Genomic DNA, 15,524 nt, shown 5'->3' with positions numbered 1-15,524 from the left:
TTGCTTGCTCTGAAGTGCAGCAAGATAACCGTATAAATTAAAGTAAGTAAAAAAATTGCATGATTATTTCTTGAATAAATATTAATTTTAATTCAGCCAGAATTAAATTTAAATCAAATCCATAGCCAAAAAATAGCATAATTTAACTTAAGTTATATAAGATTACTCAAGTGGTTCTTATTGTTTTCGTGCGTGATAAATTTTCACGAGGTAAGTATTAAATATCCCGCCAGGCAGACTTAATTTCACTGTCTATAATTTCCCTTCTTCTGCGAAGTATCTTGAATATTTAGAGAATCCTAAATGAAAATATCTACACGTCTGGCAGCGGGCTTCAGCCTGCTCATTCTTCTTTTCGTATTATGTACAGGTATTGCTCTAAACGCGTTATGGCAGGCGCGGGATGGAATGGAAGATACGGTTAATAACAAGATGAAGCGCTTTACGCTGGTTCAGGATATGCGGGGAATTGCCCGCGATATGGCGATTGCCGTGCGCAACCTGGCGTTACTTAACGATCCCGTTGACATGCAGCCCGAATGGCAAAGATTGATATCGCAGCAGAAGAATTATATTGAGAAGCGTCGCGAGCTGGTCGATAGCATGTCACAACATGTCTCACCTCACGGCAAGGAGGCTCTGGAAAAGGTCATAGCCTCTGAAGGCGCGGCGATGGAGACGTTAATGACGGCTGGGCAATTGGGACTTAACAACCGTCAGCAGGAAGCGACTGAGTACCTTTTGAAGACTGCTCGACCGGCGCAGCAGGCATTAATGGGATCGTTGGACGCGCTGACGGATATTGAAATGGCCCTCAGCAGGGATACGATGGCTGAGATCAGTGCATCAACAACACATACAGCGTTTGTACTACTCATTATTTCCGCGCTTTCAGTGATTATTTCCGTGGTCACGGGTTATGTCATCGTTAGGGTATTAATGCGTCAGCTAGGCGGTGAGCCTGCCCAGGCACAGGCATTGGCGGCTGCCATCGCCGCCGGGAACCTGACAACCTCAATAACCTTACGCCGTCATGATAAGCACAGCCTATTGGCATCGTTAGATCGTATGCAGGAGAGCCTGCGGGGATTGGTAACGCAAATAAAAGACTCAGCAGGATCGGTAGCTTTAGCCGCTGATGAAATATCGCAAGGCAACACTGAGCTCTCATCCCGCACTGAACAGCAGGCTGCTGCGCTTCAGGAAACTGCCGTGAGTATGGAGCAGCTCACAGTAACAGTGAAAAGTAATACCGCTGGTGCGCAGCATACGGCACAGGTCGCGCGGGGTGCCGCAGATCTGGCACGCGCAGGCGAGGCGGATGTGCAGAAAATGTCTGATACCATGAATGAGATTTCACTCAGTGCGACAAAAGTGCGAGACATAACCTCAGTCATTGAAAGCATTGCTTTCCAGACTAATATTCTTGCACTCAATGCCGCTGTTGAAGCGGCTCGCGCAGGGGAAGAAGGACGGGGATTTGCCGTGGTCGCCGGTGAAGTCAGAACGTTAGCACAACGAAGTGCGACTGCGGCACGAGATATTAAACAGCTCATTGAGCAGGCCGTAGGGCAAGTTGAAAGCGGCGTGAACGTAGCGGCAGGAACCGGACAAAGCATCATGAAAATTGTCGGCATGGTTGGTGAACTCGCGGATGCTATGGACGAGATATCATTGGCTTCGTCCGAACAGATGCAGGGGATTTCTCAGGTGAGCATTGCTGTAAGCCAGATGGACGGCGTGACTCAGAACAATGCTGCGTTGGTTGAAGAGTCCTCCTCAGCATCGCAGCAGCTGTCTACTCAGGCGCATGCATTGCGTGGCATGGTTGAAGCCTTCCAGGTTTAATCGATCGTTTTACGTTGCGGGGTCCATTCGTCCTCCGGTCCCCGCATCGTATGCTGGATTTCGCATTATCACCCTTTGCCACAGAGCCTCAGGTTGAATGCATTTGTCGCTACAATTTTTTAATTAAATCCTGTTCTCGCCTGGAGAACTACGAGGGTGAACTGCTCGTCTCTCGCACACCTGCCTCAGTCAGTGTCGCCCTGACATGAGGAAGGCTTTGTGGATAATTTTGCTGAATAAATTCAATCATTTTTTCCCGCACGTAACAGCGTAAATCCCAGGCAGTGGGGGAGTTTTGTGCCGTCATCAATAATCTAATGGTCATGGTTTTGTCACTGGTATCAGTAACCTGTAGCACCTGAGTTTGTTGATCCCAGAGTTTTGTTTCACTGAGCACTTTTTCAAAATGCTTTCGCAACGGATCTAATGGCATTGAATAATCGAGATAAAGAAAAACAGATCCTAATATTTGGGCGTTGTTACGCGTCCAGTTCTGAAAAGCATTTTCTGTAAAATAGGTAATGGGCAAAACCAGGCGGCGCAAATCCCAGATACGTACCACAACATATGTCAGATTTATCTCCTCAATCCAGCCCCATTCATTTTCAACCACCACGGCATCATCAATTTTTATCGGTTGTGTAAAGGCTATCTGAATTCCGGCAAACAAATTAACTAGCGACTTCTGCAAGGCAAAGCCAATTATTATGCCGGCAACCCCGGCACCAGCGAGGATCGTCGTACCAAATTTTCGCACGCCAGGGAAACTGAGGAGAATGAGAGAAACACAGAATGTCACCAATACAACAATAGCGACCTTCTTTACATACATTATCTGAGTGCGAATTTTTCGGGCGCGAAGGTTATTCGAAAGATTAATGTCATAGCGTATGAAAAGCATATCCTGCGCTACGTTAGTCAATCGAATGAGTACAGAGCAGAAGGATAAGATAATAAATATATTAACGGTTGTTGTAATGAAGCTAAGGGATCCAGGTTGGATGTTAACATAATTAAGCCCCGCACTGATTAACAGTAAGGGAATGAACAAAAACAGGGATCCTCGCAGATGCTTTTCGAGTGATTTAAAAAGCTTTCTGTCCCGATTTTGCCAGTAGCGGATAAACCTGAGAAGAATGAATCGCGCCAGAAAACCCACGACAAGTGAGAGAGTGACGAGCAATACAGCAGGCACCCATGTTGGAGCACCAGATAACTCAACAAATATAAATGGCATCACTTTCCCTTTTATTAAGCCAACAACCTACGTTGTCGGATAAGTTAAAACAATCAGTAACCATTCTCTTATCGGTTATCTGAGGATTATTTATTCCTGCATATCAGTATAGACGCTTCAACAGGTCAGGCTGTCAGGCGGTAAATGGGTCCGTTAAATCGAACCGCGTTAAGAGAGGTTGTGGGGCTTCCGGCCTTGCTTTGAAAGTAAAGACCACTCATAACTCTTGTCTGTATCAGCTGGGTTTAGGATCGCGAATGAGGGAGGAAAAAAGAGAAATATTTCAAAGTGAAGCGGAGCAGGCAGGTTTACGTCACGTGATGTCCTGCTCCGAAAGTCAGTAATTTTAACACTCTTAAAGCTATAACTTCAGTTGGCTGCCTAAAATAACATCTGCTTCCTGCAATGTAACATCGAGCCCGGCAGAGGGGGTAAATGTCAATTCACCAAAAATAACATTGCCGTTAAGAAGGTAGAAATCCGCGCGAACAAATTTAAAATCAGATGCCAGTTTAGCAGCATACTCTCTCATTTTAATGAACCCCTGAGGCATTTTTGGCTGCTGATTGCTCTTTATTAACTCAACAGTGTCTTCAAAGGGCAGAGGGTTCCAGTTCATATCAAAATAATAGAACTTAGGGGTGCCTTTCTCTCGTTCCATGCAGACCATTACTGCGTAAGGTTTTCCATTAAAACAGTAGAATTTATAATCTTCAGGAAAACCGCCGTGCTGGTTTTCGATGTATTTCTCGCATAAAATCTTTCTGTCTATTTTCTTATACTGCGGTTCAACAAAATTTGTGGAGAAATCCTGCTTTAACCATTTATTGAGTTGCTTATTGGTTTTTTCAATATCCAGTGATGATTTGCTATTACATATTATGTTATAGCCAGCGCCATGATTGCACTTAAGTGCAAATTTTTCGGGTAACGCATTGTAGTCAATGTCTTGTGGGTCATCATACACGCCGTAAAGTTCATTAAGGATTTCACCACACCCTTTAGATGCAATATACTCCCTGACTTTATATTTATCAGCGCACAAAGTATAAATGTCTCCACTCAATTCATTGAATTTAAGCCACTGTATTTTTTCATTGAAATTAATAGGGTTTGTTAAGTTCAGTTTTTTCTTGAACTTAATATAGTAGTGGGTTTTAGCACAAAACTCAGGGTACATGTAAGCACTGATTTTTAAAGCTGATTTAACTGTGTGTTTTATCATTTTCATTAAAATTATCTCAGTTTGAAAATGTTAAGGTGCATTTTGATAATCGTTTTATTTTTGAAGAAGTAATTGAGCAACGTGCAAGATAAAATCTCAACCGTCAAAAAACAGTAAGCGGCACCGTTAATCCCGAAGGCATTAATCATTAACCAGGATAACGGTATTGTTAAGATGCAACATAAAACCATTTTTTTAGCCAGGTAACTATATCCAGACTCTTTTATCATATAGCGATAACAAATAGTCCCTAATGATGAGAACATAGTGCCAATAATAATTATAGGGATGATGTTGACCGAATCCATATACTTGTCACCATAAAGTATATGAATAAAAAAATCGCCAAAAATATAGAACCCACCTAAAGCAATAAGTGAAAACAGGATTACGAGTCGATTAATTTTAAGCAGGAGTAACTCAACGGTGATTTGATCTTTTTCACTGTATATTCTTGAGAAGAAGCTTGTTATTAATGCCAGCACAATAAATGACCAGGCACCTCCTATGGTTAACGCGACGCTATAAACGCCTAAGTTTGAGTAAGAAAGGATGTTTGCCAGAAAAATGCTCGATATCTGAGTGTATATGTCTGCAGATAGACCTGATAAAATCAAAGCCCCCCCAGTGAATAGCATGTATCGGTTATATATCCTCACATCCTTACTATTTTCTTTAATTTGGGTAGTGTAGCGAAAATAGATGAGACGCATAATATAGGGTATGAGAGGGATGACGATGATGGGGATAGTGAAGTAATATACTGGCAGCTTGAAATGTGAAATACAGAATCGAATCAATAGGGCGGTAGATAAACCAATTACATTAGTTATTGTATTAATTTTTGATTTTAACTGAGTGTTGTTGTAGATAGAAAAGAAGTCCATCACAATATAGTATGTAGCAATGCAGTTAGCCACACCAAATAAAAACACAATTGAATCAGTGAAAAAATAGAGATAGAGTAAAACTGAACCTGATGAAAGTAAAAAGAACACTCGCCGTTGGTTTTGCGTGTGCATCGCCAGTGCGATGCCAGACTTTGTGTTTTCACTCATGCGTTTGAAAATAATATTCTGACCACCAAACCACGATAGCGTTTGTACAAAGATAAAAAGGGAAGTTGAAATGTTTATTTTACCAAAATCTTCAGGGCCAATGTATTTTGCCATCAGTGCATTGATATATATTAGTCCAATGATATTGACTGACTTTTCTAACATGATCCATATTGAGTTAGAGTACATTTAACGTTTCTCACATACATGGCTGTGTTGATGGTGTTAGTGTTGTTAATGAATCACCCTAAATTTATTTGGTTAATAGTGTGGCTGTTAGAATAAAATTAGTGAAGGTCTTTTTTATTAATCAGATTAGTGACAGGCATTTGCGAATAATGATTCCATTCATTAGTGGTGTTTTTTCACCAGATGATGTGATTAGGCGATAAGATTCGTTTTTTAGACGGGAGCACTCAGCATGTTCTCTTGATGCATTTATAGTAACCGCAAGAACGCCGGCAAACCCGATCATGTCGACTCCGATATCAGCTTTTCGCGTACTCGATCCCTTGCTGTGAATGATGGCCTTGTGGGATATCAGGCACTCCAATCAGGGATCAAAAAAAATTAGCAGGCGGTTAACCGTTGCCCCCAGCTATTGCTAAGAAAAGTTTGCCAATATCGATGATTAACGATTTGCCATATTACCCAACCTACGAATGGCAACCCGAATTTTTAATTAGCAGTGGCACTTTCTCTGCCGACGTTTTCCGGAAAGGTATTAAATCCCGGCAGATACACGCATTTTACTTCCGTGCCTGTGCATAATTACCCATGTCGGGAGGCGTCTGCGCACGGCCTATTTTGCGCGAGTCTGGTGCTGCATTCACCTGATCAGTAAAGACCGCAGCAATCCAGGTTCTGTTCTCCCGCTGTGTTGCTTGTTCCAAAATGGGTGCTGCGCAGTTGATCTGAACAGTATTGATGGCCATGACGACTTTAGGTCTTTTCTGCAAACAATAACCACCGATAAAACGCGCACGTACTTGCTGAACATTATCAATTGCCGGTTTTTTTAATTATTCATGGGACTTATTTTTCTCATACTCGCCAGCAGGGGGAATAATGAAGATTATCGTGGGGGGGAACGGCTACCCAGAAAAGAGAAATATCATTACAGACCCTTCACATCATTACCTGGATTATCGACCCCGAAACATCTGGACCTGGATCAACCTCATAAGGCAGCGCGTGCTGCACAAAAATAAACTCTTTATTTTCCGGCCGCTGCCCCTGATGTCTTCAGTTGAAGCGGACATTATCCACCTTTTTAACGAAGTCTCTTCGGGGCCGGGCGAGTGGGTAGCGACCTTTGAAACCGAATTGCCCCGTGTTCTGCCCGTCAGGGGAATACTGAAGTTTGACAATCCCGAGCTGGCACGGGAACTCCGGCATGTCTGCTCTGCACGCTGTAAAGGCATCATCGCTATCTCCGAAGCCACAAGGCAGATCCAGCTGCGGCTGCTGGAGCATTTCCCCAGAGAGCAGACCTTCATCGCGCCAAAACTGCACGTGCTGCATCCCCCGCAGCCGGTACTACAGGAAAAAAATGCTGCAGTTCAGAGAGGCCCACTGACGTTTACCTTCGTGGGCAAGGAGTTCTATCGCAAAGGAGGGGCAGAAATTGTGCTGGCCTTTAGCCAGTTGTTAAGGGAAAACCTGATAAGCGTGAACGACGTGCGCGTCAATATAGTGGGCGATACAGACAAGACGCATAACGTGGCCCACCAGGCATTCCAGGACGACGCCGTTTTTCGGGGAGGCGTGGAGAGCACGCTACGTGAATGCCCGCTATTTCGGCACCATACATCGCTGACCAACGAGGCGGTTCTGGCGCTGATTAAGACCTCTGACGTCGGGCTGCTGCCAACCTGGCAGGAGACATACGGCTTTTCCGTTCTGGAAATGCAAGCCTGCGGCTGCCCGGTGATTACAACTAACGTCCGGGCACTGCCGGAGATCAATCCGGAAAATGCCGGCTGGCTTATCCGCTGTCCCCTGAACCTCATGTCAGAGCTGACGGTAGGCTCGCTCAGCGACAAAAATGCACTGCGAAGCGCTATCGTTTCCCAGCTGAAAGCCCATATTTTGCATATCATCAGCGACAGAAAAACCATTACAGCGCGTTCTATACAGTCAGTCGCACGCATACGTCTGGAGCACGATCCCGTGGTGTTTAGGGATCGACTCAGTAAGATATATAGGGGTTTTGAGCCGGACTAAAAAAGAAATAAAAACGTTTACCTGAACGGATACAGATCATATTGCATCAGCGAAGAAAGCAACGATGCTTCCCTACAATGTGAAGTTATTAAGGCGTACATCCTATTTTGCCGGAATTGCTTTATATACAACGGAATGAGATTTATCGGTAAATGCTCATGGCTAATAGCTTACCCACATTGTTGTGCGGGTAAGCAGGATTTTGAAATCAGTTGAATACCATACCGCCATCGATTAATAGCGATTGCCCGGTCATATAATCGGAGTCGGGTCCCGCCAGAAATGCAACGCAGGCAGCCACATCTTCCGGCTCAGATAGGCGGCCCAGAGTAATCCGCTTGGCAAACTCCTCCGTAGCAAATCCGGCGGGTTTACCTGCCGCTTCCGAAATTTGTCTGTCGATGGATTCCCACATGGGCGTTTTCACAATGCCGGGACAGAAAGCATTAACCGTAATGCCTTTAGGCGCAAGATCCTTTGCCGCTGTCTGCGTAAGCCCGCGAACGGCAAACTTACTGGAACTGTATACGGCAAGTTCCGGATTGCCTACATGTCCTGCCTGAGAACAGGCATTAATGATTTTGCCGCCGTGGTTCTCAGCGGCGAAAGCGCTGATCGCCGCCTGCATGCCCCAAATCACCCCCTTGACGTTGACGTTATAAACCTTATCAACCAGCTCTTCGGTGATATCGCTGATAGGTGTTGATGGCGCAATACCGGCATTGTTCACGATCACATTAAAATCGCCCAGCGCATGGCGTGCCTCGTCAACAGCGTGAAATACCTTGTCGCGTTGGGTGACATCAACCTGCAGCGCCAAAGCTTTTCCCCCCGAGCGGACAATCTCATCAGCGACATGCTGCGCTGTTTCAAGGTTGAAATCCGCGATGGCAACGGCAAAGCCGTCTTTTGCCAGGCGAAAGGCAATGGCTGCGCCAATGCCCTGACCGGCGCCGGTCACAAATGCGACGCTGTTTTTCATAATGACATCCTTCATAGTTATTTAGAGAAGCTGACTGAGGTGTAGTTGGCTCATCAGAAGCGGGTTATCGCTGTAGTCGACCGGGATAGCGACCACTGCCGGGCCGCTGACATCCATGGCGCGGCGCAACGTTGGCTCCAGGTCCGCGGCACTGTTTACTGAGAAGCCGGCAGCGCCGAACGCTTCGGCATAGGCTTTGAAGTCAACCGGGCCAAAATTGACACCTGAAATGCGCTGATACTTTTTCTCTTCCTGCATGGCGACCATGTTGTAGGCGTTATCGACCCAGATGATGTGCAGAATATTGGCCTTGAGCCTGACGGCAGTTTCCAGTTCCATGCTTGATTGCAAGAATCCGCCGTCCCCGGAGACCGATACAATTTTGCGCGAGGGATCGACTAACCATGCACCGATAGCCCAGGGCAGGGCGACACCCATGGTCTGTTGGCCATTGGAGATCATGATTTGGCGCGCGCGGAAGCTATACAGATAACGCGCTATCCAGATGTGAAAGCTTCCCATGTCAACAGTAAGGCTGATGTCAGCGTTAATGATGTCCTGCATCGCCCGCACGATGCGCAGTGGATGCAACGCAAACTGATTCAAGCTGGCGCCTTGTATTGCCAATAATTGCCGTTGCTGCTGCCGATCTTCCAGCACAGAGGCTGCGGTGGAACTGAGCTGAAGCGGCGAGGTGATGCGGGTGGCAATCTTGCTTACGGTCTGTGCAATGTCGCCTACCAGTTCTGCGTCGGGCAGGTAAAGGTTATCCGTATCAGCCGGCAGCACATCAATATGTACCAGGATTGCTTTGCCGCTGTTCCACATGGCCGGCTCATACTCAACCGGGCTGTAACCGATAGTGATGATCAGGTCTGCCTGCTGTAATAGACGGTCTCCGGCCTGGTTATTAAATAATCCAACTCGTCCGGCAAACCGTGAGAAGTTTTCCTGTCTGACTGCACCTGCGGCCTGGTAAGTACTGGTTACCGGGATCTGGCTTTTCGACAGTAATTCATGGATTGCGGCACTGTTTTCTGGCTGACTGGCCATCAGTCCCAGCAGGATGACCGGATTTTTTGCCCGAGTGATTTCCTGGCTGACAGCCTCAATCAGGGCATCGGGAGCGGCGCCCAGCTTTATGTGCCCATTGCTTTGCAAAGGGCTGCCGGACACAGGCTGATCGACAATATCCTGTGGCAGGCTGATAAATGTGCCGCCGCCGCGTCCGTTTTCAGCATGACGAAATGCATTTGAGACACATTCAGTCAGCGCTGAGGGAGAAGTGACCTCAACAGCATATTTTGTGACCGGGCGAAACATCGAGACGGTATCCAGACTTTGGTGAACCTGTTTGGCACTGTCCGATCGTTTTACCGCTCCGCCAATTGCCACCACCGGGTCGCCTTCGCTGGTGGCGGTTGCCATGCCGGTCACCAGGTTTGAACAGCCGGGTCCGGAGGTCACGAGTGCAACACCTGCATGCCCTGTGAGTCGGCCTACCGCCGCGGCCATAAAGGCGGCATTCGCTTCATGCCTGACAGGGATGAGCTGAATGGGTGAATCCACCAGCGAATCAAACACTTTATCAATCTTGGCTCCGGGGATGCCAAACACGTGATTTACACCCTGAGCTTCAAGCTGTGCGACAACTAAATCCGCGCCGCTGTTCCAGAGTGTGTTGGTTTTTAACGTTTTCATAGTGACCTCTGCGGTTAGCTTTCGACGGCCCGAATGGCCTCATCAAGATTTTGGGGATTGAGCTCTGCCTGAAGGAATTCGCTATCCCGAGGGAGATCAATGACCAGCTTGCTAATCGCACCGAAAGTCAGCGTTCCCTCCTTGAGCACATAGTTGAGGATGTGCCCGCCGCCTTGCCGGTCATCAGTAATAAAGTGCTCGTGATAACCGGCCACGTTGATCCCCTGCATGTACTGCGGTGTCCGGAAGCCAATCAATTCACCCTGAGTCTCTTTGAATGCAAAGGTTGGCTGATCGCCCAGCACCTCAGGCATTGAGCGATAAGGGCGGCACTGACTGGGAACGGTACGTGTCTGAACGGCCTGGAAGCGGCCACTGATGCGCATGGCGCAGAACTGATTGTCTGAAGTGATTTTGCTGTCGATAACCCGGTGAACCTCTTCTCGCGTCGCGGTTCCGCTGAAGCGGTGATGATATTCAGGTTTGAAAAAGGTCATTACAGCAAACGGTGTTTGTTGCTCGGGTTTGGCAGGATTGGCGCTGCCATCGGAGCGTAGTTGATAGACTTTACTGTCGAAGGCAATGAGTTCGCCATCAAGCTGGTTGAAGGTACCCAAACCAAAATCGCCTTTGTTTAATAAGTCGGAAACCGTGGTGGATCCGTCATAAACACCACTCAGCAGTGCGCTCATGAGGGAGGTCTGATAGATAACCTTTTCTGGTGAATCATCATTGAGTTTTAAGACGGTCTCTTTCAACTGTTCCCCGCATGAACAGTCAGATACAAAATTACACATTTGCTACCTCGCAAACCAATAGTTAAGCCGTGTTAATATCATGGTGGGCTTTTTGGCTTACGGAATCCAATAGCGAAACCTGTTAACTTTGAGACGTATTTGATATGGAACTTCGCCATCTGCGTTATTTTGTAGCCGTCGCGGAGACGCTACATTTCACCCGTGCCGCGGAGATGCTGGGGATTTCTCAGCCACCGCTGAGCCAGCAAATTCAGCGGCTGGAACACGAGATCGGGACACCTTTACTGAAACGTCTGACACGCGGTGTTGAGCTTACCGACGCGGGGAGGGCATTCCTGAATGATGCCACAGAGATTGTGCAGCTGGCTGACCATGCGCTTGAGAAAGCTCGAGGCATGGCGCGAGGTATAAGCGGGCAGATGTCGCTGGGGTTCGCCAGTTCAGTCGCTTTCGGTGCACCGGTGTTTGATCTTATCCACCGTTTTAAAACGCGTTATCCGGCAATGGAGCTCAACACGCGGGAAGAGAATATGGCTTTGCTAATGCAGGATTTGCGAGATGGATTGCTGGATGCGGCATTTATTCGCCTACCCTGTGAAAGCAGCAAAGCCTTCAACCTGAAGGTCATCGCTACTGAAAGAATGATGGTTGCGTTACCTGCGGGTCATGCATATAGCCATCTGCACACCATTGCGCTATCACAACTGGTGGATGAAACATTGATTATGTTTCCGCGTGACGTCGCTCCCAGTCTCTATGAGCTGATCGCCAGCACGTGTCTGCGTGCGGGGTTCTCCACGACCCGATTTATTCAGGCGCCACAAATCACGTCTTCTCTCGGCATGGTGGGAGCAGGGTGCGGAATCGCGCTGGTACCCGCATCCCTATGCTGTGTGAATAACCCGGGTATCGCGTTTTGTGAAATAGAGAATAACACTCTGTTCACCGATATCGCTTTTGCCTGGCGACGCAATAATCCCTCCAGAAGCGTGATGCATTTGCTCAATTTAATAAATTCGTGATTTTGTGCAGAAATTAAAAGTAGGGTAGGTCATGCGATGTGTTAGACAGCGAATGTAAATTGAGTTGTTTTCATAATGATGCCCAATATTAAATATCACTCTATTCGCTGAATAAAATCCCGACCTAAACTGCCTAATGCCGATCAGTTAAGCCCCGAATTAATTACCGTACATTCCGTAGCGGCGCGATTTATCGCGCAATAAATTGCGCCGCTACAAGGTGTGCGCCAGGTAGTTGGGGTTTTCATCTCTTAACTGACAAGCATTACGACCTAAACTGCCTCAGTTTGGCATACGCAGTGTACCGGGAGACTTGCCTGTCACGCGTTTAAATGCCCGACTGAAGGCAGCTTGCGAGGAGTAACCTAAGCGTTGTGAGGCAGCGTCAATGGTGATTTTTTCTGACGACAGCCAGCGGATAGCCAGTTGCATACGCACTTCCGTTGCATAGCGCAGGGGAGGTATACCGATTGTTGCCTGAAACCTCTCCGCGAATGCGGATCGGGAGATATGCGATTCAGCGGCGAGATCTGCCACACTCCAATCCCGAGCCGGTTCGCGATGAATGGCCAGAATGGCGCGGGCCAAACGCGGATCGCGCAGGGCAGCGGCCAGTCCCGGGCTATTATCACAACCGTTTTCCACCCAACCTCTGATAAACATCGCGGCAACGACATCGGCCAGACTGGCAAGAATACCGGCATAACCCACGCGTCCGGAGCATATCTCGCGTTTCATCGCATCGAGTATATGCATGAGTCCAGGCCAGTGAGTGCCCTGTGCATCGGCTAGCATAATTTCGGGCATCGCCCCTGCGAGTCGTTGCATGCTGCCTAAATTGATTTCCATACAACCAAAAAACATCACCGCACTTGGCGTCTCCTGAGTACTGGGACAGCTATCCAGTCCACTCACATTATCATCCAGTGGTGCTGTCTCTAAATCATCGATATTCATCACGTCAACGGTGGTTGCCGACAACAGCTGATGCTCTATGCCGTGTGGAATAAAGACCGCTTCACCCGCAGAAAGCGTAAGACAATTGCCACCTGTGGTTTTAAGCAGCACATCTCCTACGGCAACATAGTGTAAATAAGCATGACCCGGCCGGCTGGCAAAGTGCAAACCGAATGTATTGCCAGTCTGTATCCGCCGATACTGCACGCCATGAAGCCGCAGACCTGCAAGCAGTTCACTGATGAGTTCAGACGACAGGGCAAAGGGATTCGTTGTGTTCATATTCGGGTTTTGGGTTAAAAATTGAGGGTTTTAGAGCATAGATCATCCACGCCAGCCTGCATAGACTTCGGCTTTTAAAGCTATTAAGAAGGAAAAACGGTAATGACAAACGAAGTCTGTGTGAATGCGCACGAGGAAGTCTTGAACCGTGATGAACCATTCAGGCCTGCCTGGCGGGCCGTGTTTTCGTTAACCATGGGCGTATTTGGCTTGCTAACCGCAGAATACCTGCCGGCGAGTTTACTCACGCCGATGGCGCAGGATTTCCAGGTGTCAGAATCGCTTACAGGTCAGGCCGTCACCATTACGGCGTTAATTGCATTATTTGCCGGGTTAATGGTCCCACGCCTAACGCGTGCGCTCAATCGGCGCACCTTATTATTGAGTTTTACGGTCTTGATGATCGTTTCAAATGTGCTGGTGGCGCTATCTACAGGCATCGTGATGTTGCTGGCAATGCGCGTCTTGCTGGGGATCGCTCTCGGTGGATTCTGGAGCATGGCGGCGGCGGTGGCGATGCGACTGGTGCCAGAGAAGTTAGTACCGCGCGCACTGTCGATTATTTTTAGTGGGATCGCGTTAGGCACCGTAGTGGCTGTTCCTCTGGGAAGCTACATTGGCGGCCTTTTTGGCTGGCGTAGCGCCTTTTTTGTCGCCGCTGGAGTAGGGGCCATCACATTGATTTTTCAGTGGTTCACGCTTCCCGGTATGACGCCGGTTGTCCGGGGCAAAACAGCATCGGTTTATTCTCTTCTGCAGCGGCCAGGCGTTGGCGTGGGGATGCTGGGTTGCGTGCTTGCACACACCGGGCAGTATGCGCTTTTTACCTACATACGTCCGGCGCTTGAAACGCTCGCGCATGTTGGAAGTGAAACACTTGCGCTAATTTTGCTGGGATTTGGACTTGCTAATTTTTTCGGAACGTTAGCGGCAGGATGGCTGATGGAACGAAGCTTGCGCCTGACGCTGATCGTGATGCCCACGTTAGTAGGGGTGGCTGCACTCGCTATGTTAACCCTGCCGGTATCACTCACAGGACTTACTCTGCTGGTTATGTTGTGGGGTTTTGCATTTGGCGGCGTGCCGGTAGCGTGGTCCAGTTGGGTAGCGCGTGCTCTACCCGATGAGGCTGAAAGTGCAGGAGGAATGGTGGTAGCCGCCGTTCAATCCTCAATTGCCATCGGTGCCGCTATAGGGGGACTGGTTTATGGCTTAAGCGGTATCACCGGAGTATTCATCATCGCCGGATGCATAATGCTGGCTGCGGCAATGATTATTGCCTATCGGGTCAGGGTATCCCCAGTCGTAAAAGATACCGGAAGCAGGTCAGCGTCTACCGCTTCGCCGGGGCAGGGGTAAGGGACAAGCTTTCGGCCTATCCGTTAAGTAAAGCTTCAGGTTGGCGTGTTAAAGAACTTATCTAAAGTGCAAGCTATTAACGCAATACTCAATCATCACGTTCTCGCTGAAGCTTTCATTTTTACTGCGTAGGGGAAGGTGATAGCTAAATCAACCAAACGAAGATTAGGTGGTCAAAAATAGTATTTAGTGAAATGACGAATCACGAATTTACTCGCAGCAATGGTTATCTTATGGAGAATGCCATAAATGATTTCATAACCGAATCATATCGCATCTTTAATAGCGACATTTATAAGTTGAGTGATAGGGAATATTGTCATCAGGATTGCTTAATTTTCTACTAATCATTGGCTTGTCTTTTTTCGCAATTTAAATCGAAGCGACTATGCAAACTTAAATGACGTTTAAATTTCTCCCCAAGGTATGCGGGTAATGAGATCTTAAAAGTTTGATTTGTCACTATTGAGAATTTAATAAACTTAACACCGTGTCACACAAATTGATTTTGATCAATTTTAAAGATAATTACAGGCGTATGATTTTAGCATGGTTGCTTATCTGGAGGTTATTATGTTAACTCAATCAGAAGTAAGGCGGTGGGCATCGCTTATGCTACAGGAGTGCCTGCGTAGCAACTTGAGCAATGAGTTTATACACAAGCAAGTTAACTTATTAACCACGAATCATGGCGATAGTGCCGCTAAAATGATGCTGGAAGCTGTATTGGTTGAAGCGGGGCATATAGGAAAATTGCATAGCAATGGCGAATTGTATAAAGAAACCTTGTCGGTTGAAGTTTTAGTTCCATAGTGCAAGTCAGAAAAGCGAAGCGAGTTAATATTCAAATCTCTACTTAAGCGTTGTCT

At 47.4% G+C, this 15,524-nt stretch carries 12 protein-coding genes and 1 pseudogene; 6 read left to right on the top strand and 7 right to left on the bottom strand.

The annotated features are described in order from the left end of the window. Window positions 1-303: 303 nt before the first annotated feature. Window positions 304-1,848, top strand: coding sequence for a methyl-accepting chemotaxis protein (locus tag ACRQ84_RS21975; protein WP_483818108.1), 1,545 nt, complete (start codon window positions 304-306; stop codon window positions 1,846-1,848). Between the two features lie 148 nt (window positions 1,849-1,996). Here the strand turns inward: ACRQ84_RS21975 and ACRQ84_RS21970 are convergent, their stop codons facing one another. The 3 genes from ACRQ84_RS21970 to ACRQ84_RS21960 all read right to left on the bottom strand — a co-directional run bounded on the left by ACRQ84_RS21970 (window position 1,997) and on the right by ACRQ84_RS21960 (window position 5,557). After that, entirely contained in the window at window positions 1,997-3,085 is a 1,089-nt protein-coding gene (locus ACRQ84_RS21970; protein WP_064741434.1) for a mechanosensitive ion channel family protein, read from the bottom strand. Between the two features lie 361 nt (window positions 3,086-3,446). After that, a complete protein-coding gene (locus ACRQ84_RS21965; protein WP_483818107.1) occupies window positions 3,447-4,316 on the bottom strand; it encodes an ATP-grasp fold amidoligase family protein in 870 nt (289 codons plus the stop codon). Between the two features lie 5 nt (window positions 4,317-4,321). Further along, on the bottom strand, window positions 4,322-5,557 hold the full coding sequence (locus tag ACRQ84_RS21960; protein WP_483818106.1) for an oligosaccharide flippase family protein: 1,236 nt from the start codon (window positions 5,555-5,557) through the stop codon (window positions 4,322-4,324). Window positions 5,558-5,807: 250 nt separating this feature from the next. Between ACRQ84_RS21960 and ACRQ84_RS21955 the strand changes: the two are divergent. Beyond that, a pseudogene (locus tag ACRQ84_RS21955) lies at window positions 5,808-6,037 on the top strand (anti-virulence regulator CigR family protein); the annotation flags it as partial. Between the two features lie 399 nt (window positions 6,038-6,436). Beyond that, window positions 6,437-7,594, top strand: a complete 1,158-nt coding sequence (locus tag ACRQ84_RS21950) for a glycosyltransferase family 4 protein (RefSeq protein WP_483818105.1) — start codon at window positions 6,437-6,439, stop codon at window positions 7,592-7,594. Window positions 7,595-7,802: 208 nt separating this feature from the next. Here the strand turns inward: ACRQ84_RS21950 and ACRQ84_RS21945 are convergent, their stop codons facing one another. The 3 genes from ACRQ84_RS21945 to budA are packed head-to-tail and all read right to left on the bottom strand — an operon-like array spanning window position 7,803 to window position 11,074. Further along, window positions 7,803-8,576, bottom strand: coding sequence for a (S)-acetoin forming diacetyl reductase (locus ACRQ84_RS21945; protein ID WP_483818104.1), 774 nt, complete (start codon window positions 8,574-8,576; stop codon window positions 7,803-7,805). Between the two features lie 21 nt (window positions 8,577-8,597). Beyond that, window positions 8,598-10,277 carry an acetolactate synthase AlsS gene (alsS, locus tag ACRQ84_RS21940; protein ID WP_483818103.1) on the bottom strand — a complete coding sequence of 560 codons (1,680 nt, stop codon included), beginning with the start codon at window positions 10,275-10,277 and terminating at the stop codon, window positions 8,598-8,600. 14 nt (window positions 10,278-10,291) lie between these two features. Next, window positions 10,292-11,074, bottom strand: coding sequence for an acetolactate decarboxylase (budA, locus tag ACRQ84_RS21935; protein ID WP_483818102.1), 783 nt, complete (start codon window positions 11,072-11,074; stop codon window positions 10,292-10,294). Between the two features lie 104 nt (window positions 11,075-11,178). On the opposite strand from budA, the gene ACRQ84_RS21930 reads away from it, so the two are divergent. Further along, window positions 11,179-12,057, top strand: coding sequence for a LysR family transcriptional regulator (locus ACRQ84_RS21930; RefSeq protein ID WP_483818101.1), 879 nt, complete (start codon window positions 11,179-11,181; stop codon window positions 12,055-12,057). Window positions 12,058-12,339: 282 nt separating this feature from the next. Here ACRQ84_RS21930 and ACRQ84_RS21925 read toward each other — a convergent pair whose 3' ends face one another. After that, entirely contained in the window at window positions 12,340-13,296 is a 957-nt protein-coding gene (locus tag ACRQ84_RS21925) for an AraC family transcriptional regulator (protein WP_483818100.1), read from the bottom strand. Window positions 13,297-13,398: 102 nt separating this feature from the next. On the opposite strand from ACRQ84_RS21925, the gene ACRQ84_RS21920 reads away from it, so the two are divergent. Next, a complete protein-coding gene (locus ACRQ84_RS21920; RefSeq protein ID WP_483818099.1) occupies window positions 13,399-14,655 on the top strand; it encodes an MFS transporter in 1,257 nt (418 codons plus the stop codon). 573 nt (window positions 14,656-15,228) lie between these two features. Then, window positions 15,229-15,468 carry a hypothetical protein gene (locus tag ACRQ84_RS21915; RefSeq protein WP_483818098.1) on the top strand — a complete coding sequence of 80 codons (240 nt, stop codon included), beginning with the start codon at window positions 15,229-15,231 and terminating at the stop codon, window positions 15,466-15,468. Window positions 15,469-15,524: the final 56 nt, after the last annotated feature.

This window comes from Pantoea sp. E2023-21, from assembly GCF_051302795.1.
In the GTDB taxonomy this organism is placed as follows: domain Bacteria; phylum Pseudomonadota; class Gammaproteobacteria; order Enterobacterales; family Enterobacteriaceae; genus Pantoea; species Pantoea ludwigii_A.
The sequence above is the reverse complement of the archived record's forward strand: the minus strand, read 5'-3'. Positions and strand labels throughout refer to the sequence as shown.

Excerpts from the sequence above, each read along its gene's own strand:
- ACRQ84_RS21965 (WP_483818107.1), bottom strand. The coding sequence starts at position 4,316 with ATGAAAATGATAAAACACACAGTTAAATCAGCTTTAAAAATCAGTGCT.
- ACRQ84_RS21970 (WP_064741434.1), bottom strand. The coding sequence starts at position 3,085 with ATGCCATTTATATTTGTTGAGTTATCTGGTGCTCCAACATGGGTGCCT.
- ACRQ84_RS21925 (WP_483818100.1), bottom strand. The coding sequence starts at position 13,296 with ATGAACACAACGAATCCCTTTGCCCTGTCGTCTGAACTCATCAGTGAA.
- budA (WP_483818102.1), bottom strand. The coding sequence starts at position 11,074 with ATGTGTAATTTTGTATCTGACTGTTCATGCGGGGAACAGTTGAAAGAG.
- ACRQ84_RS21950 (WP_483818105.1), top strand. The coding sequence starts at position 6,437 with ATGAAGATTATCGTGGGGGGGAACGGCTACCCAGAAAAGAGAAATATC.
- alsS (WP_483818103.1), bottom strand. The coding sequence starts at position 10,277 with ATGAAAACGTTAAAAACCAACACACTCTGGAACAGCGGCGCGGATTTA.
- ACRQ84_RS21920 (WP_483818099.1), top strand. The coding sequence starts at position 13,399 with ATGACAAACGAAGTCTGTGTGAATGCGCACGAGGAAGTCTTGAACCGT.
- ACRQ84_RS21915 (WP_483818098.1), top strand. The coding sequence starts at position 15,229 with ATGTTAACTCAATCAGAAGTAAGGCGGTGGGCATCGCTTATGCTACAG.
- ACRQ84_RS21960 (WP_483818106.1), bottom strand. The coding sequence starts at position 5,557 with ATGTACTCTAACTCAATATGGATCATGTTAGAAAAGTCAGTCAATATC.
- ACRQ84_RS21945 (WP_483818104.1), bottom strand. The coding sequence starts at position 8,576 with ATGAAAAACAGCGTCGCATTTGTGACCGGCGCCGGTCAGGGCATTGGC.
- ACRQ84_RS21975 (WP_483818108.1), top strand. The coding sequence starts at position 304 with ATGAAAATATCTACACGTCTGGCAGCGGGCTTCAGCCTGCTCATTCTT.
- ACRQ84_RS21930 (WP_483818101.1), top strand. The coding sequence starts at position 11,179 with ATGGAACTTCGCCATCTGCGTTATTTTGTAGCCGTCGCGGAGACGCTA.